Source organism: Sphingopyxis lindanitolerans (assembly GCF_002993885.1).
In the GTDB taxonomy this organism is placed as follows: domain Bacteria; phylum Pseudomonadota; class Alphaproteobacteria; order Sphingomonadales; family Sphingomonadaceae; genus Sphingopyxis; species Sphingopyxis lindanitolerans.
This window is the reverse complement of the sequence record NZ_CM009578.1, coordinates 846168-863121: the sequence shown is the minus strand read 5'-3', so window position 1 is coordinate 863121 and position 16954 is coordinate 846168. Positions and strand designations below refer to the sequence as shown.

The 16954-nt window shown below is 65.5% G+C and carries 14 protein-coding genes; 8 read left to right on the top strand and 6 right to left on the bottom strand.

Annotated elements, in window-relative coordinates; genetic code table 11:
• Positions 1-144 precede the first annotated feature (144 nt).
• Entirely contained in the window at positions 145-2484 is a 2340-nt protein-coding gene (locus CVO77_RS04095) for a TonB-dependent receptor (protein WP_242446089.1), read from the top strand.
• Positions 2485-2596: 112 nt separating this feature from the next.
• On the opposite strand, the gene CVO77_RS04090 is transcribed toward CVO77_RS04095, so the two are convergent.
• The 3 genes from CVO77_RS04090 to CVO77_RS04080 form a co-directional block, all read right to left on the bottom strand.
• A complete protein-coding gene (locus tag CVO77_RS04090) occupies positions 2597-3748 on the bottom strand; it encodes an oxygenase MpaB family protein (RefSeq protein ID WP_158257995.1) in 1152 nt (383 codons plus the stop codon).
• A 103-nt stretch (positions 3749-3851) separates the two neighbouring features.
• Entirely contained in the window at positions 3852-4433 is a 582-nt protein-coding gene (locus CVO77_RS04085; protein ID WP_105998014.1) for a TetR/AcrR family transcriptional regulator, read from the bottom strand.
• Positions 4434-4499: 66 nt separating this feature from the next.
• Entirely contained in the window at positions 4500-6128 is a 1629-nt protein-coding gene (locus CVO77_RS04080; protein ID WP_105998013.1) for an AMP-binding protein, read from the bottom strand.
• A gap of 203 nt (positions 6129-6331) precedes the next feature.
• Here CVO77_RS04080 and CVO77_RS04075 point away from each other — a divergent pair, with 203 nt between their 5' ends.
• From CVO77_RS04075 to CVO77_RS04065, 3 genes are read left to right on the top strand one after another with little or no spacing between them, the layout of a single operon-like run.
• On the top strand, positions 6332-7444 hold the full coding sequence (locus CVO77_RS04075) for an acyl-CoA dehydrogenase family protein (RefSeq protein ID WP_105998012.1): 1113 nt from the start codon (positions 6332-6334) through the stop codon (positions 7442-7444).
• Positions 7444-8649, top strand: a complete 1206-nt coding sequence (locus CVO77_RS04070) for an acyl-CoA dehydrogenase family protein (protein WP_105998011.1) — start codon at positions 7444-7446, stop codon at positions 8647-8649. Before CVO77_RS04075 ends, CVO77_RS04070 begins: the two co-directional genes overlap by 1 nt.
• Before the next feature lie 49 nt (positions 8650-8698).
• Positions 8699-9934, top strand: a complete 1236-nt coding sequence (locus tag CVO77_RS04065) for a CaiB/BaiF CoA transferase family protein (RefSeq protein WP_106000621.1) — start codon at positions 8699-8701, stop codon at positions 9932-9934.
• 135 nt (positions 9935-10069) lie between these two features.
• Here the strand turns inward: CVO77_RS04065 and CVO77_RS04060 are convergent, their stop codons facing one another.
• The 3 genes from CVO77_RS04060 to CVO77_RS04050 are packed head-to-tail and all read right to left on the bottom strand — an operon-like array spanning position 10070 to position 13290.
• On the bottom strand, positions 10070-10900 hold the full coding sequence (locus tag CVO77_RS04060) for a coniferyl-alcohol dehydrogenase (protein ID WP_105998010.1): 831 nt from the start codon (positions 10898-10900) through the stop codon (positions 10070-10072).
• A gap of 40 nt (positions 10901-10940) precedes the next feature.
• Positions 10941-11741: an enoyl-CoA hydratase/isomerase family protein gene (locus tag CVO77_RS04055; RefSeq protein ID WP_106000620.1), complete on the bottom strand. Its 801-nt coding sequence runs from the start codon at positions 11739-11741 to the stop codon at positions 10941-10943.
• A gap of 58 nt (positions 11742-11799) precedes the next feature.
• Positions 11800-13290: a class I adenylate-forming enzyme family protein gene (locus CVO77_RS04050; RefSeq protein WP_105998009.1), complete on the bottom strand. Its 1491-nt coding sequence runs from the start codon at positions 13288-13290 to the stop codon at positions 11800-11802.
• 104 nt (positions 13291-13394) lie between these two features.
• Here CVO77_RS04050 and CVO77_RS04045 point away from each other — a divergent pair, with 104 nt between their 5' ends.
• The 4 genes from CVO77_RS04045 to CVO77_RS04030 all read left to right on the top strand — a co-directional run bounded on the left by CVO77_RS04045 (position 13395) and on the right by CVO77_RS04030 (position 16909).
• Entirely contained in the window at positions 13395-14201 is an 807-nt protein-coding gene (locus tag CVO77_RS04045; RefSeq protein WP_105998008.1) for an enoyl-CoA hydratase-related protein, read from the top strand.
• A gap of 4 nt (positions 14202-14205) precedes the next feature.
• Positions 14206-14496, top strand: coding sequence for a hypothetical protein (locus CVO77_RS04040; RefSeq protein ID WP_105998007.1), 291 nt, complete (start codon positions 14206-14208; stop codon positions 14494-14496).
• A gap of 12 nt (positions 14497-14508) precedes the next feature.
• Complete coding sequence (locus CVO77_RS04035; protein ID WP_105998006.1) at positions 14509-16008, top strand: class I adenylate-forming enzyme family protein; 1500 nt, start codon at positions 14509-14511, stop codon at positions 16006-16008.
• 112 nt (positions 16009-16120) lie between these two features.
• Entirely contained in the window at positions 16121-16909 is a 789-nt protein-coding gene (locus tag CVO77_RS04030) for a FadR/GntR family transcriptional regulator (RefSeq protein ID WP_158257994.1), read from the top strand.
• Positions 16910-16954 lie beyond the last annotated feature (45 nt).

Sequence of the window (16954 nt, the reverse complement as noted above, 5' to 3'; positions counted from 1 at the left end):
TTTGCTCACTCAAATATCGATACAACAATCTTGTAAGATACAATTGTAAAATATCTTTTCTCATGAGATAGCATGGATGGAGCGCGAAAAATTGCGCCGCAACCCACGGGAGACTCTATGAACGCCTTTGCTAGATATGTGTGTTTGAGTGCATGTTCGTCGATGGCCATCGGCTTTGCCGGCGTGGCTTCGGCACAGGATTCGAGCGGCCCGGTCGCGGTGACCGAAAGCGAGGGACTGGGAGAAATCATCGTCACCGCGCAGCGGCGAAGCGAGAATATCCAGAACGTCCCGATCGCCATCACCGCCGCCGATTCGGATGCGCTAGCGACCGCACGGGTCGAAAATATCGCCAATATCCAGGCGATCAGCCCAAGCATCAGTTTCCGCGTGTCGAATATCTCGTCGTCGAGCGCGAACGTCATCATCCGCGGTCTCGGGACCACCGGCAACAGCCGGAGCTTCGAAGGCTCGGTCGGCGTGTTCATCGACGGCGTCTACCGCACGCGAGCGGCGGCGGCGTTGCAGAACTTCCTCGACATCGACAACCTCCAGGTATTGCGTGGCCCGCAAGGCACCTTGTTCGGCAAGAATACGACGGCGGGTGCGCTGCTGCTGAGCTCGGCGAATCCGGGGCTGGGTGATGCCGAAGGGATGGTGGATCTTGGATATGGCAATTATGATTCGATTCTGGCCCGCGCGGCGGCCAGCGTGCCGCTGGGCGACAGCGCGGCGTTCCGGATCGCCGGCCTCGCATCCTCCCGCGACGGCTTTTATCATGATGCCGCGACGGGGCGGCCGCTCAACAGCGACCGCAGCCAGGCCGTAAAGGCACAGTTTCGCGTCGATCCCAGCGACGGCGTGTCGATCCGCCTGATCGGGGATTATTCGTTGAGTCACGGCAATTGCTGCTATGCGACCAGCAATTATATCGACGGACCGACGCAGCCGCTGATCAATGCCCTGACCGCCGGACTGGGGCTGGCACTGCCCTCGACCGATCTCGGCGATTTCGAACAGACGCTCAACCATGAGGGGCGGCAGACGACCGAGGATTATGGCGGCACGTTGCTCGCGACGTTCGGATTGGACGCTGGCGAGCTGAAATCGGTGACCGCGCTGCGCAAATTCAAGGTGACGCAGAACGACACCGATCCCGACTTTTCGGGCGCCGACATCTTCACGCTCGACGAAAGTTTTTCCAGCCGCTTCTTCTCGCAGGAACTCACCTACAACGGCAAGATCGAAGCGCTGGGCGCCAACATGGTTCTCGGCGGCTTTTTCTCGGATGAAAAGCTCGCGATGACACGCGACCTGATCTGGGCGTCGCAGGGGCAGGCGTTCTGGAATGCCGCGCTGGGTGCCAGCGGCGTTCCCGCCAACACCGCGTTCGCCGGACCCGGCCAGTGGGCGGGCGAAGTGATGGGCGGGCGTGCCAAATCCTATGCAATGTTCGGCCATCTCGACTTCGCGCTGGGCGACAAGGTCAATCTGATCGCCGGTCTGCGCTATTCGATCGAAAAGAAGCAGGGATCCTTCGCCAACAGCTTCTATCGCTCCGCGGTCAACGACGTGTTCCGCCTTCTCGGTATCCAGCCGGGCCCCGCCTATGACGCATCGACGACCGACAAGGCGCTGAGCGGCACCTTGGGTATCCAGTATCGCCCGATCGACGACGTCATGCTCTATGCGACCTATAATCGCGGCTTCAAGGCGGGCGGCGTCAACATGGATGCCAATGGCGCGGGGACGCTGGTCAACAATGCCGACGCGTTCAACGCCATCCCGGCGCCGCTGCGCGCGGCCTTTTTCCCCGGTGTGACAGCGCAGGCGCCCTTGAGCCCGGTCTACAAGCCCGAAAAGGTCAATGCCTTCGAAGCCGGTGCCAAGATCGAATATCTCGATCGCCGCGCACGCACGAACATCGCCTTCTTCTACTATGACCTGTCGAACATCCAGGTGGCGCAGTTCATCGGCCTTCGCTTCACCGTGCTCAACGCGAAGTCGGCGACCGACTATGGTCTTGAGGTCGAAAATCTGTTCCAGATCACCCCGGCGCTCACTCTGGGGCTGGACGGGACCTGGTTGCCCCACGCCCAATATGGGGTCGATCCCTCGATTGATCCGGCGCTCTCGGGGCAGCGCTTTCGCTATGCGCCGAAGTTCCAGGGCAATGCGACGCTCTCGCTCGACCAGCCGGTCACCGACCAGATGAATCTGACGGCGCGCGTGCAATATCAATATAGCGGCGCCCAGTTCATCAACACGGCCTCGACGACGAAGCGGGGGTCGTCCGGCGTCCTCAATGCCAATCTCGGCGTCAAGCTGCCGGACTCGGGATTGACGCTGGAGGCGTGGGGTCAGAATCTGACCAACAAGACCTTCGCGACGCTGAGCTTCAACACGCCGCTCCAGACGGGCGACGAAAATGCCTATCTGGCGCCGCCGCGTACTTATGGCGTCCGTCTGCGGGCGTCATTCTGACCCCTCGCAGCGCCGCGGCGCGAGAGAGGCGGTAGCCGTTCGGGGCAGGGCCTTGCCCCAGTCTCGAACGGCTACCGCTTTTGCCCGGATACAGCGACGCTATTGGCGTGCGCTATAGCGGCGCCACCGTCCGTGGCGGTTCGGTCTTCACCGGTTCCTTCAGGGTCTGTTCGTAAGTCGTCCGACCAACAAAATCGCGATCGGCTTCGGCGAAGGCGGCCTGCGTTTGCGCGACCGCGCGCCTGCGCTGTTCGGGTGAGCGGTGCAGGCGCCGCCGCGCGAGCCGGTTGATCACGACGATCGCCGGCAGCGCCAGTGCGACCGGCGTCCGGGGAACCCCAAGCTGGTCGGCAAGGGTGTCGCCGTGGAGCCGGCGCAGGATCGCGCGCGCCAGCGCCAGCGACAGCGTGCGCCCGACGCGAAGCCGCGGCGCGAGCAGCGTCGCGACCGCATCAAGCATCGCCGTGGTCAGCCGCCGCGAATGATCGTCGGGCGGCGGCGCCTGGGCATCGATGGCAGCCAACAGCCTAGCCCCCGAAAGCTGGTCGACGACCGGCTGATAGAGTTCGGGCGCGACGCCCAGCAGCGCGGCAATTCGGTACCACAGCGCATAAAGATCGCGAAGCTCGTCCTCGGTGAACCCGATCCCCAGGCGGTCGAGCGCCGAAAAGGGCACGAAGGTGAAATCGAGCCAGGTCCGGGCCAGCTCAAGCTGGTTGATCGGGACGCCCATGGCGCCGTCCCAGCCACGCCGAAGCAGGGCGTGCCGCACGCGGGCGTGCAACAGCCGAACCTGAAGATTATGCACATAGCCGGGCGCGCCGACGAGGAGCGCCCCCGGAACGACCGAGGCGGTGTTCCACTTGCCGGTTTCGAGCAGCCTGCGTTCGGCCATCCGCGTCAGATTGCCGGTGTCCGCCAGCACCCGCGCGATCGAGGGCGCGCTGTAGGTATGGGTCAGCGACCCCGGCCCCAGCGACAGGGCGATCCACGTTGCGCCGATCGACAGATAGGCCTCCGACCCACGGCGCATGGCGGCCGTCTCCGCGCTGGCCGCCGTCTCGCAGCCTTCCAGAAAAGCGCGCAGAGCGGGCAGCGGTGCCGCAACCGCGGGCAGACCCGCGGCAATTCCCGTTTCCAGATTTTGACGGGCAGTCGCGTCGTGCGCCGCGAGTTCGTCAATGACGGCGTCGGCCAGCGGATCGCCGATGCCTCGCCAACGGTCGAGGTCGCCGAAAATCGGCGGATTGTCGGGACACTGCATCTGGCCGGCTCCGTTATGAGACATTTGTTTCATTTACGGATGTTCCGGAGTTTCGTTGCAGGGTCAATCGGGTTTTGCCGTGGGCGGATCTAGGATCCTGACCCTAGGCGACCATCAACGGCTCGGTCATGGTCACCAGCAACGCGGCGGCCTCGCCGATGTCCGGTTCGAGGCCGTCCTCGATCCACGCGAGGAGAAAGCCGGCGACGGCGCCCGCGACGGCACCCACCGCAAGGGCGGAGCGATGCGGGTCCTGTGCTTCGTTCCGTGTCGGCAGGAGGGCGACGATATGCGCGATCTGATCGCGAAACAGCGCGACGCCATTGGCGCCGGCGGAACCGTCGAGCAGCGCGCGATAGAGGGCCGGATGCGTCGCGATGCGGCGGCAGGCAAAGGCCGTGACTTCGGTCAGCAGGACGCGGGGCGAAGCATTGGTCGCCTTCAGCGACCGCGCCAGTTCGGCCTGCTCCTCAAGATCGCCGCGCAAGCGATCGATCAGCAACGCGTTGACGTCCGCAAAGTGGCGATAGAAAGTGGGGCGCCCGACATCGGCTTCGTCGCTGATCTGGCTGATGCTCAATTTGGAAAAGGGCAGGCGGTCGATCAATCGGTCGAGCGCGCCATGAAGCGCCGCCCGCGTCCGCCGCTGGCGTCGATCGAAAGCCTTCTCCGTAACCGACGTCATCCTTCATCCTTGCGATCGGCTTGGCGGGCCGCCGTGCCGTCTTGCGGGTGTAGACGACGCGCACGTTCACGCAAGCGGCCCGTCGCCGCGGAGCGACCGCCGCAACTCGGCTTTCAGCACTTTGCCCGACGCATTGCGGGGAAGCGCCTCGACGAGGACGACATGCTCGGGTGTCTTCTGCCGTGCGATGCCGATCTTCTGAAAGGCGGCGGCGATGGTCGCGATGCTCGGCGGTGTGGCCCCATCCCTGGCGACGATCACGGCGCAGATTTTTTCGCCGAGGCGGGGGTCGGGCCAGCCCACCACCGCGACTTCGGCGATGCCGTCGACGGCGAGCAGCAGATCCTCGACTTCGCGCGAGGCGATATTTTCGCCGCCGCGGATGATGATGTCCTTCTTGCGATCGGTGATGGCGAGATAATTTTCGCCGTCGAGCACGCCGATATCGCCGGTCAGGAACCAGCCGCCCGGCAGGAACGCGTCGTCATTGTCCTCGACCCGCAGATAGCCGGTAAAGCGTTCGGGTCCGCGGACGGCGACTTCCCCGGCGGTGCCGGTCGGCACGTCGCGGCCGCCATCGTCAACGATGCGAACCTCGGCGCCGGGGGTGGGCCGACCGTCGGTGGTCAGGCGGCGTTCGAGCGGGTCTTCGGGTTCGCACTGGGTGATCGAGGGCATTTCGGTCGATCCATAGCAGCGGCAACAGCGGATGCCGGCCGCTTCGGCCTGCGCGACCAATGTCGCGGGCACCGTGGTCGCGCCGATGACATATTGGCGCAGGCTCGCGAGCGACCGGCCGTCGCGCGTGGCGGCTTCGAGCAGGCCCGACAGGTGGAAGGGCGTGCCCGAGGTCTGTTCGATCGCATGCCGCTCGATCTGCTCGGCCGCGACCGCTGCGTCCCAGCTTTCCATCACGACCGTCGTCCGGCCAAGCAGGGCATGGCCGAGAATACTGAGCGTGCCCGCAATATGCCCCGAAGGCCACGGACCCAGCCAGGTGCCGCCCTCTGCCCGGTGGCGCGATTGCGCGGCAAGCTCGCCGTGAATCGTGCGCGCGCTGTGGCACACGCCCTTCGGCCGGCCCGTCGTCCCCGACGTATAGAGCAGCAGCGCGGTTTCGTCGGCAGCGACCGATCGCGGCGTCAGCGGCCCGGACGGAAGGTTGCGCCACAGCAGCGACCCCGGCGGCGCAGTGTCGCCGACGACGATATGCTGCATCGCGGGGGGACGCGGATCGATGCGGCGGACGCGGTCGAGAAAGTCGATGGCCTTCCAATGATCGGGGGTGAAGAAGATGCGCGCGCCGCTGTCGTTGAGGATGAAGGAGAGTTCGGCGGGGCCGAGGATATGGACGATCGGCAGAATCGGGCAACCGAGCGCCGCCGCGGCCTGAAAGATGATCGCATTCTCGGCACAGTTCGACATCTGCATCGCGATGACGTCGCCGCGCGCGACCCCGAGCCGTTCGAGCGATCCCGCGAGCTTCAACCCGGCGCGATGGATCGCGGCGAGGCTGTCGATGGTCGGGCGGTGTTCGGCGAGGACGTGAAACTCGGCGTCGCCATGGTCGTGCGCCGCGCGCGCCATCGTCTCGGCGAGCGACCGGGCGTGATGAAAGCCTTCCGCGCTCCAGGTCGCGAGCAGGTCGGCGGGAATATCCCGCGCCGCGATGGCATCCTCTTGCGTCACGATCATCGTTTCCCTTTTCCTCTTGCCGAACCGGCGGCGGACCGGCACCTCTCTAGCGCTCCCTGTCGCCGATGTGCAATCCCAACATAGTATACTTATTATGCTATGTTGGGTACCGCGCGCTCTTGACGAGGGCGATGCGAAAGGGCAAATTGAGATATCTATCGTGGTTACCTATGTTGGGCAAAGCCCGGCGTTGAGAGGCTTGGATGAATTTCGAATTATCGGATGAGCAGCGCATGCTCGCCGAGCAGGCCCGCAGCCTGTTTTCCGAACGCTCGACGCCCGACCGCCTGCGCGCGCTGATCGGGGCGGGGGACGAGTGGGACGAGCCGCTGTGGCGTCAATTGGCGCAGGTCGGCTTCCTCGGCGCCGCGATTCCCGAAGCCGACGGCGGCCTGGGCCTGGGCGCCCTCGACCTTGGTATCATCGCCGAAGAGATCGGGCGTGCGAATGCCGCCGTTCCGTTCCTGTCGTCGATCGTCCTTGCCGCCGATGCCATCGCCGCGATGGGCGACGCCGACCAGCGCGCGCGCTGGCTGCCCGGTATCGCCGCGGGAACATGCGTCGCCGCATTGGCCTATTCCGAGGAGAGGGCGGGCTTTACGCAGCCGGCGCTGCGCTATGCCGACGGGCGCCTGTCGGGAACCAAAATCCCCGTCGCCGACGCCGGTGTCGCGTCGCTGTTGCTGGTCACGGCGTGCGACGAAGCGGGCGCGTGCGTGATCGTCGCGGTCGATCCGGCAGCGAGGGGCGTCGAACGCGAGCGCCTCGAAAGCTTCGACCAGCTCCGCCCGCACTATCGGATCGATTTTCATGATGCGCCGGCCGAACGGCTGGCCGGGTCGGCGTCGCCGGGCGCGCTCGCGCGGCTGTTCGACCGCGCCGCGATCGTCGCGGCGTTCGAGGCGGTCGGCGGCGCGCAGGCCTGTCTCGACATGGCGCTCGCCTATGCGGCCGAGCGCCGGATCTTCGGGCGCCCGCTCGCCAGCTATCAGGCGATCAAGCACAAGCTTGCCGACATCGCGGTCCAGGTCGAACTGGCGCGCTCCAACGCCTGGTTCGGCGCCTGGGCCGCGGATAATGCGCCCGCCGAACTGCCCGCCGCCGCCGCCTGCGCCCGCCTGACCGCGATCGGCGCGTTCGAAAGGGCGGCGCGCGAGAATCTCCAGGTCCATGGCGGCATCGGCTATACGTTCGAGGGCAATTGCCATTTCTATTATCGCCGCGAGCGGCTGCATGCGCTGATCCTTGGGCAACGGCCTTATTGGGCGGCGCGCCTGATCGCCCACCGCGCCGCGCCGCAGCCAGGGGTTGCCTGATGGATTTCAACGATTCCCCCGAAGAAGCCGCCTATCGCGCGCGGGTGCGCGACTGGCTCGCCGCCCATGCGCCCGCGCATGCGCTGGCCGAAGGCGTGGCGCTCAGTGACAAGGAGCAGGTCGCACGCGGCCGCGCATGGCAGCGCGCGCTGTATGACGGCGGCTATGCGGGGATCACTCTGCCGCGCGCGCTCGGCGGGCAGGGCGGGACGGCGATCGAAGGCGTGATCTTTGCCGAGGAAGAGGCGCGCTATGCGGTGCCGCGCGGCGCCTATACCGCGATCGGGCTGGGCATGGCGATCCCGGTGATCGGCCGCCACGGCAATGATGAACAGCGCGCGCGCTTCGTCGAGGCGACGCTGAAGGGCGAGATTGTCTGGTGTCAGCTGTTTTCGGAGCCTTCGGCGGGGTCCGACCTCGCCAACCTGCGCACCAAGGCGGTCCGCGACGGCGATGATTGGGTCGTCAATGGCCAGAAACTATGGTCGAGCTGGGCGCACGAGGCCGACTGGGGCATTTTGGTCGTCCGCACCGACCCCAGGCTGCCCAAGCACAAGGGGCTGACCTTCTTCGTCATCGACATGGCGTCGCCCGGTATCGACGTGCGCCCGATCCGCCAGATCTCGGGCGCGTCCGACTTCAACGAAACCTTCCTCGTCGATCTCCGCATCCCCGACGCGAACCGCATCGGTGCCGAGGGCGAAGGCTGGGCGTGCTGCATGACGGTGCTGATGGGCGAGCGGCTCGGGTCGGGCAGCGGCAGCAAGGGGCGGATCGAACCGCTGATCGACTATGTCGCGGCGACCTCCGGCCCCGACACGCTGGCCAATGAGGCGGCGCAACTGGCCTTCGCGCAGGCGCTGGCCGAGGAGCGCGGCGCCAAATATCTGGAGGCGCGGCTGCGCACCATGGTGTCGCGCGGCGAAAATCCGGGTGCGCTCGCGGGCATGATCAAGCTCGCCTATGCGACCCGGCAGCAACAGGCGCTCGGTCTGGCGATGGAATGGCGCGGCTATGGCGCGATCGCGTCGTCCGGAAACGACCCGGAGACCGCGGCCCTGCACTATGATTATATCTGGTCGTCGGTGATGCGGATCGCCGGCGGCGCCGACGAGGTGCTGCGCAACCAGATTGCCGAACGCGTCCTTGGCATGCCGGGCGAGGTGCGCGCCGACAAGGATATCCCGTTCGATCAGCTCGTTTGAACCGCGATATGGAAAACAAGGGCCGCCGATGCGGCCAAGGGAGGCGATCTTGACCAGAGTGATGGAAGGCGTGCGGATTTTGGAGGTGGCGCAGTTCACCTTTGTACCGATGGCGGGCGGGGTGCTTGCCGACTGGGGCGCCGAGGTCATCAAGATCGAGCATCCGGTGCGCGGCGATGCCCAGCGCGGAATCCAGATGCTGCAGCGCCTCGCGGTCAATCCCGACCGGTCGAGCCTGATGCAGCATCCCAACCGGGGGAAGCGCTCGGTCGGCGTCGATGTGTCGACCCCCGAGGGGCAGGCGCTGATCTATGAACTCGCGAAATCCTGCGATGTGTTTCTGACCAACTATCTGCCGCAGCAACGGCAGAAGCTGAAGATCGATATCGAGCATATCCGCGCCGCCAATCCCGACATCATCTATGCGCGCGGCTCGGCATTCGGCGACAAGGGGCCCGAGCGCGAAAAGGGCGGGTTCGATTCGACCGCTTTCTGGGCGCGCGGCGGCTCGGCGAAGCTCGTCGCGCCAAAGGAAATCGGCGGACCTTTGCTCCAGCCTGGCCCCGCCTATGGCGACACGATCGGCGGCATGAACCTGGCGGGCGGCATCGCCGCGGCGCTGTTCCACCGCGAACGCACCGGCCAGGCGACCGAGGTCGATGTTTCGCTGCTGTCGTCGGGAATCTGGGCGACCGCGTGCAGCATCGATGTGGCGATGGAGCTCGATCGCGACCCGTTCGCCGCCGCGATGCCGGGCACGAGCAGCGTCGGATCGAATCCGCTGGTCGGTCTGTTCGAGACCGCCGACGGCGGCCACATCAACCTCACCATTCTCAAGCCCGGCCCCTATATCGGCGATACGTTCGAGCATCTCGGTATCGCCGACCTGGCGTCGGACCCGCGCTTCGCGACCGATCAGGCGCTGATGCAGCCTGAAAACGCGCGCGCCGCCTATGAAGCGGTGAAGGCCGCGTTCCGGCGCGAGAGTTTCGACTATTGGATCGGCAGGCTCAAGACTCTGAAGGGGCAATGGTCGCCCTATCAGACCGTCTACGACGTCGCGTCGGACGAGCAGGTGCTCGCCAACGACCTGATCTTCGAGGTCGAAAGCGCCGATGGCGGCGCACCGATCCGGCTGGTCGCTAATCCGGTGCAATTCGACCATGCGGGCGTCACCACCACCCGCGCGCCGCAGGCGTCGGAACATACCGAATTGGTGCTGATGGAATTCGGCATCGACTGGGACCGGATCGAGCAATTGAAGATGATCGGCGCGATCGCCTAGGGCTGGGTTCAGTCATCCAGTAAAAAGGCAGTGTGCCCCCGCGAAGGCGGGGGGCCATCACCGGTCGGCGCCATTTTGAGCCGGCAGGAGATGGGTCCCCGCCTTCGCGGGGACACACGGATAAGTTGTTGAAGCTCAGCTTCCCCCCATCGCCTTCGCCATCAGCGCCGCGACGTCGATCGAACCGCTGAACACGCCCCCATGAAAGCCGCCGTCGACGGGAAGGCACACGCCGCTGACGAAGGCGGCGGCATCGCTGTTCAGAAAGACCATCGGCAGCGCCTGCTCCGCCGCCGTCGATCGCCGGAAGGTCGGCGCGCAATAGGCGTCGAGCAAGGCGGCGCCCGCGACCTCCTCGAACGCCGAAATCATCGGAGTCTGGGTCGGACTCGGCATCGTCGCGTTGAAACGGATTCCGGCGGGTGCGTACTCGACCGCCATGATCTGGGTCCAGGCGTTCAAAAGCTGTTTGGAATAGCCGTAGCCGTCGGCGATTTCGGCCGGGTGAGCGTCGATCCAGTCGAGCAGCGCGGCTTCGCTGTCGAGCGCGATGACTTCGCGCAACTGCGGGATATTCTGGAGATAGCCCATGCCCGCGAGCGACGAGATGGTCGCCACCGCGCTCCCCGCCTTCATCCGCGGCAGCCATTGCTCGGTCCAGTGGCGCAGCCCCATGAAATTGACGCGGACTACGTCGCGCGCGGGAAAGGTCTGCGGCAGCCCCGCGCAGTTGAACAGCGCGTCGATCTCGCCGCCGATCGCCGCGACCGCCGCGTCGATCGCCCGCCAGTCGGTCAGGTCGACGGTGTGGAATGAGGCGATGGCAGCGGGGCAGGGGCGGATATCGACGCCATGCACTTCGGCGCCCAGCTCGACCAGCGTTTCGGCCACCACCAGCCCCATGCCCGAATGGCAACCGGCGATCGCGACGCGCTTGCCCTCGTAACTCCATGCACCGTTCGACATAGTCTTCCCCTCCATCATTTTTCCAGCGTCCGCCGCGGCCTCACCGGATCGTATATTTCTTGGCCTTGTCGCTCATCAGCGCCGCGCGATCGACCTGCGGAATTCCGACCGGGTTGCCGATCTGGCAATATTTCAGGCTCTGCATCAGCGCGACCGATCGCGGTAGGTCGAGGCTCTGCCAGATCGCCTTGACCGAACCGGCGGTGGCGGCAGGCGGCTTGGCCGCGACGATCGCCGCGAGTTCGGCGGCGCGCGGCCACAGCATGTCGAGCGACACGACCTCGCTGACGATGCCGATGCGCCGCGCGGTTTCCGCCGATACGCGCTCGTCATTGCCGAGCAGCACCATCCGCAGCACATCCTGGAGCGGCATCTTGTAGGTCATGCCGATCGGTTCGAGCGCCGAGGTCATGCCATAGGTGACATGCGGGTCGAAAAAGGTCGCATCGTCCGAACAGATGACGATGTCGCATTCGTTGAGCCAGTAAAAGGCGCCGCCGGCGGCCATGCCGTGGACCGCGGCGATCACGGGCTTCCAGCAATTCATCGACTTGGGGCCGAGGTAGCGGCCCGGATCCTCGCAATGCCAGATATTGTCGAGATCGACGAGTTGCCGCCCCGGCTCGCGCGGGGCCTTCACATCGGCGCCGGTCGAAAAGGCGCGGCCCGGCGCGGCGCGCAAGACGCAGCAATGGACATCGTCATTGTCGCCCAGCGCACGCCACAGATGCTCGAATTCGCGCACCATGTCGAAGGTGAAGCTGTTCATCGCATCGGGGCGGTTGATCGTGATCGTCGCGACATGATCGGCGATATCGACGAGGATGGTTTGATATGTCACGACGGCATTCTTCCCTTGTTCGCCATGGCTTCCGGCATGGTGTCCGGCGCGTGCGGGATCACCCCGCGCGCCGCCTTTGCTGCGCCGCATCCGAAAGCGGCGCAACCAGTTCCTTCTTCAGTACCTTGCCATTCGGGTTGAACGGCAATTCGTCGAAAATCACCAGCGTGCGCGGCACCTTGTTGTCGGCGAGATGCTCGCGGCAAAAGGCCAGGATCGCATCGACCGTCGCGTCGGCGCCGGGGCGCAGCGTCACCGCCGCGGCGATATCCTCGCCCAGCACCTCGTGCGGAACGCCGACGACCGCCGCCTGCTGCACGGCGGGGTGACGATGAAGCGCGGTCTCGATCTCGAGCGGCGTGATGTTATAGCCGCCGCGGATGATCAATTCCTTCGATCGACCCGCCATGATCAGATCGCCGTCGGCATCGACATAACCAAGGTCGCCGGTTCGCGTCCAGCCGCCCGTGAAGCTCGCCTCGGTGGCTTCGCGGTCGTTCCAATAGCGTCGCGGATGCTTCTGACGGCCAAAGATTTCGCCGACCACGCCGGGCGTGGTGACGACCTTGCCGTCCTCGTCGCGCAATTCCATGTGCGGGGGCAATTTGCCGACGCAGCCGGGCTTGAGCACCTGGTCGTTACTGGTGGTGCCGACGCCGATGCCACCCTCCGACATGCCATAGGAGTTGCGGATCCTAAGGTGCGGCCAGTTCGCCAGCGCGCGCCGCACCGAATCATTGGGCAGGGGCGCGGTGCCGGTCATCAGATATTTCACGCCGTCGAAATCATAAGCGGCGGCATCGGGATGGTCGAGGATCAGCCGCAGCATCGACGGAACCAGGTAAACGAGGTTGGGCTTCTTCGCGCGAACTAGGTCGAGAAAGGTCTTGGGGTCGAATTTGGGCTGGGTGATCGCGGTCGCGCCGCCGCGCACGGGCAGCATCACGATGCCCAGATTGCCGCCCGATCCGGTCAGCGGCAGCGCATTGAGCGTCGACCGCGACCGATCCATTTCGAGGCCCGTCAGTCCACCCACCAGGTCGGGATGCGACACGACGACGCCCTTGATCGTGCCGGTCGTTCCGGAGGTGCCCAATATTTCGGCATCGGCGGTGGGGTCGAGCGCGGATTGATCGGGAAGCGCGGCCAGGTCGCGCGGCATGGCATCGACCGTCCAGCATCCGGCAAGGTCCAGTGCCGCGGCGAGGTCGGGCGCATCGGTGATACAGAAACGCGGTTCGACCAGCGCCGCGAAATCGCGCACCTCGGCCGTGCTGAGGCGCGTGTTGATCGGACAGGCGATCCCGCCCGCGCGGAAGACGGCAAAGACCGCGACCGCCATTTCGATCGCGTGGTTGTTGCTGATCGGCAGGAACACCCGATCGCCCGGACGCAGGCCCGCCGCCACCAGGCCGCCGCCGATTTCGTCGGCCTCGCGATCCCATTCGGCAAAGCTCAGGGTCCGCCGCGTGTCGTCATGGGCGATGGCATTCGCTTGATTCTGGGCTCGTACCTTCAGGGCGTCGCTGATTCTGCGAACGTCGCTCATTGCCATCCTTTTCCCTTGTCACACGATCAATCATCTATTACCTAGTTATACAACTAATGCAAGCCGACATCGTACGGCATTGCCGTTGAAACATGGGGTGGGGAATGGCCGACGAACTGCTGGTTGAAGAAGATGGGGGCGTCCGGTTGATCACGCTCAACCGCCCCGACCGTCTCAACGCGCTCAATCAGGAACTGATGGAGTCGCTTGCCGACGCCTGTGCCGATGCGGCACGCGATGCGTCGGTGGGCTGTGTCGTGGTGACGGGGGCGGGGCGCGGCTTTTGCTCGGGCGGCGACCTGAAGGGCGCGGCCACCAGCGAGCGCGGCGAAGCGGCGCCCGCCGCGGGCGGCCGCGTCGAACAGAGTTTCACTCGGCTGCGCGGCTTCATGGAAACCTCGCGCCTGCTCCACGAAATGTCCAAGCCGACGATCGCGATGGTCAACGGCCCGGTCGCGGGTGCCGGCATCGGGATCGCCGGGGCCTGCGACCTTCGCTTCGCGGCGCGTTCGGCGACCTTCTTTCCGGCGTTCGATCGCATCGGCGCGGGGGGCGATTTCGGATCGACCTGGTTCTGGAGCAAGATATTGGGCACCGGCGCGGCGCGCGAAATGTTCCTGCTGGGCGAAAAGCTCGAGGCCGAAGCCGCGCTCGCCAAGGGCATCTATACGCGCCTTTTCGACGATGACGCGCTGCGCGGCGAAACGCTGTCGGCGGCCCGGCGACTCGCCGACGGCCCGCGAATCGGCTATCGCTACATGAAGCAGAATCTGAACAATGCCGAAGACTGGGCGTTCGAAGCGGCGCTGGATGCCGAAGCGCTCAACATGGGCCTTTCGACCCACGGTTCGGCTTTGGCCCGGCGCGAAAAGCGCAAGAATGATGAGACTAGAAACGGTGACGAGGATTGATGCGATGAAGCCTGGCACGCGTTTGAAAAGCCTTGTCTGCACCGGCGAGTTCGTGGTGGTCCGCTACGGACGGGGCGAGGTCGGCTGCGGCGGCGCGCCGATGGGCGAGGGCGCCGATGCTGGCTCCGCCGAGCCTGATGCCGCGCTCGCGGGCGGGACCGTGACGGGCAAGCGCTATGTCGACGTCGCGGGAACGGTGGAGCTGCTCTGCGTCAAGGCGGGCAAAGGGACGCCGACGCTCGACGGCGCCGCGCTGATCGTCAAGGAAGCCAAACCGCTCCCCGCGTCGGATTGAGCGAAGACCCCGATGAACATCGCCCTGCTTCTCGAAATGGCGGCCGACACCGCCCCCGATCGCATCGCTCTCGCGTGCGACGGCAGGCGCTGGACCTATGCCCAGCTCCTGGCGGCGGCGCGCGGCGCGGGGCGGGTGATCGCGGACAGCGGCGTCGACTGTGTCGGGCTTCTCGACGAAAGCAGCGCCGCGTCGGTGATCGCGCTGTTCGGCGCGGCACTCGCCGGTGTGCCCTATTGTCCGCTCAACTATCGACTGGCCGATGTCGATCTGGCGACCCTCGCGGCGCGGATTGCCCCGGCGGTCATCATCGGGGATCGGGGCCGTGTCACGCGCCTCGACGCCGAAGGCGGGTCTATCGCCTTTTCCCGCGATGATTTCGTCGCCGCGGCGTTGGCAGCCGATGCGGCGGAGGATGCGGCCGCCGCGGCCGGTGACGCCGACATCGCCGTCCAGCTCTTCACCAGCGGCACGACATCGGCGCCCAAGGCCGCGATTTTGCGGCACGCCCATCTGGTTTCCTATATCCTCGACACCGTCGAATTCGGCGGCGCTGACGAGAGCGATGCGGCGCTGGTTTCGGTGCCGCCCTATCATGTCGCGGGGATCGCCGCGGTGCTGTCGTCCATCTACGCCCAGCGCTGTATCGTGATGTTGCCCGCCTTTTGCCCCGACGCCTGGCTGAGCCTCGCCGCGGAGGAGGGGGTAACGAACGCCTTTGTCGTCCCGACGATGCTGAGCCGCATCGTCGAAGCGGTAGAAAAGGGATGCCGGGCGGATCCGCGGCGGCTGCGCGCGATCGCCTATGGCGGCGGAAAAATGCCGCAAGAGCTGATCGTGCGTGCGCTCGATCGGTTCCCCGCGGTCGATTTCACCAACGCCTATGGCTTGACCGAGACGAGCTCGACGATTGCCCTGCTTGGCCCCGAAGACCACCGCCTCGCGCAGAAATCGTCCGACCCCCGGGTGCGGGGGCGCTTGGCGTCGGTCGGCCGCCCCTTGCCCAGCGTCGAGATCGAAATTCGCGGCGAGGACGGGCAAGCGATGCCGGCCGGTCAGGCGGGCGAGATATTCGTGCGCGGGCCGCAGGTGTCGGGCGAATATCGCGAGCGCTCGGCGCTCGATGCCGACGGATGGTTCCCGACCCGCGATGCCGGCTATCTCGACGAGCAGGGATATTTGTTCCTGTCGGGCCGCGCCGACGATGTGATCGTGCGCGGCGGGGAAAATATCTCGCCCGGCGAGATCGAGGATGTGCTGTTGACTCACCCTGCGATCGCCGATGCGGCGGCCGTTGCTGTGCCGTCCGTCGAATGGGGCGAGGCGATCGGGGTTGCCATCGTCGTGCGCCCGGATTGCGACGCACCGCAGGCGGAGGAATTGAAGCGGCTGATCCGGCATCGGCTCCGGTCGTCGCGGGTCCCCGACCATGTCACCTTCATGGACTCGTTGCCCTATAACGAGATGGGCAAGCTGCTGCGCCGCGAGTTGCGCGAGCGGATGGCGAGCTGACGCCGCTTGGCGATAATCATTGGCAATGCAGGCCTGCTCGGCCATCATTGCAGACGAGTTGTTCAAAACGGGGGCTGGATTCGCCACTATGGTTGCAAGGCATCTATTCGACATGTTCCTTCAGGAAGGCGGCAGCCAGCCAACGGGGCGTATCCGGGTTCCCAAGACCAGCGAACTGGTCGCCGATCAAATTCGCGCCCAGATCGTGCGCGGCGAGCTCGACGAAGGGTCCAACCTGCCCCCCGAGGGAATCCTGATGGAGACATTGGGTATTTCAAGGCCGACGCTGCGCGAGGCGTTCCGCATCCTCGAGGCCGAAGGGCTGATCAGCGTGGCGCGTGGCGCCCGCACCGGCGCGGCCGTCCACAAGCCATCGGTCGACAAATTCACGCGCTATGCCGGCTATGTTCTTCAGTCGCAGGGCGCGAATATCGCCGATCTGTACCAGGCGCGCCTCGCGATCGAGCCGACCGTGGTGCGCTGGCTGGCCACCGCCAAGGGGCAGACCCCGGGCATGGAAAATCTGCGCATGCTGCTGCGCCACATGGCGACACTGCTCCAAAAAGAAAGCTATGACGAGTTCATCGATTGCGTCGCGATCTTTCACCAGGCGCTGGTCGAGGCGACGGGCAACAAGACGCTGTCCTTCATGAATCGCATGCTGCTCAACCTCGTCCAGAATCACCAGAATGACTACCGACGCCGGACTCCGCGCAAGCATGAGACCCGGATCAAGATCATCCGCACCGGGCTGCGTTCGTATGAAAAGCTCGTCACCCTGATCGACGCCGGTGCGGTGGAGGAAGCGGTGGCCCATTGGCGCCTGCATCTGGACAATGCGAATGCGACCTGGGCCGGCAAGGGCGAAGGCGAGCGCGTGGTGGATTCGATCAGCGATTGATCCGCGTGGCATCGATTCTAAAAAAGCCTTTTAATATCAGTCATT

Bases quoted from the DNA above. Each gene is read 5' to 3' on its own strand.
- CVO77_RS04050 (WP_105998009.1), bottom strand. From the start codon at position 13,290: ATGAGCGACGTTCGCAGAATCAGCGACGCCCTGAAGGTACGAGCCCAG.
- CVO77_RS04060 (WP_105998010.1), bottom strand. From the start codon at position 10,900: ATGTCGAACGGTGCATGGAGTTACGAGGGCAAGCGCGTCGCGATCGCC.
- CVO77_RS04040 (WP_105998007.1), top strand. From the start codon at position 14,206: ATGAAGCCTGGCACGCGTTTGAAAAGCCTTGTCTGCACCGGCGAGTTC.
- CVO77_RS04085 (WP_105998014.1), bottom strand. From the start codon at position 4,433: ATGACGTCGGTTACGGAGAAGGCTTTCGATCGACGCCAGCGGCGGACG.
- CVO77_RS04080 (WP_105998013.1), bottom strand. From the start codon at position 6,128: ATGATCGTGACGCAAGAGGATGCCATCGCGGCGCGGGATATTCCCGCC.
- CVO77_RS04035 (WP_105998006.1), top strand. From the start codon at position 14,509: ATGAACATCGCCCTGCTTCTCGAAATGGCGGCCGACACCGCCCCCGAT.
- CVO77_RS04075 (WP_105998012.1), top strand. From the start codon at position 6,332: ATGAATTTCGAATTATCGGATGAGCAGCGCATGCTCGCCGAGCAGGCC.
- CVO77_RS04030 (WP_158257994.1), top strand. From the start codon at position 16,121: ATGTTCCTTCAGGAAGGCGGCAGCCAGCCAACGGGGCGTATCCGGGTT.
- CVO77_RS04045 (WP_105998008.1), top strand. From the start codon at position 13,395: ATGGCCGACGAACTGCTGGTTGAAGAAGATGGGGGCGTCCGGTTGATC.
- CVO77_RS04070 (WP_105998011.1), top strand. From the start codon at position 7,444: ATGGATTTCAACGATTCCCCCGAAGAAGCCGCCTATCGCGCGCGGGTG.
- CVO77_RS04090 (WP_158257995.1), bottom strand. From the start codon at position 3,748: ATGCAGTGTCCCGACAATCCGCCGATTTTCGGCGACCTCGACCGTTGG.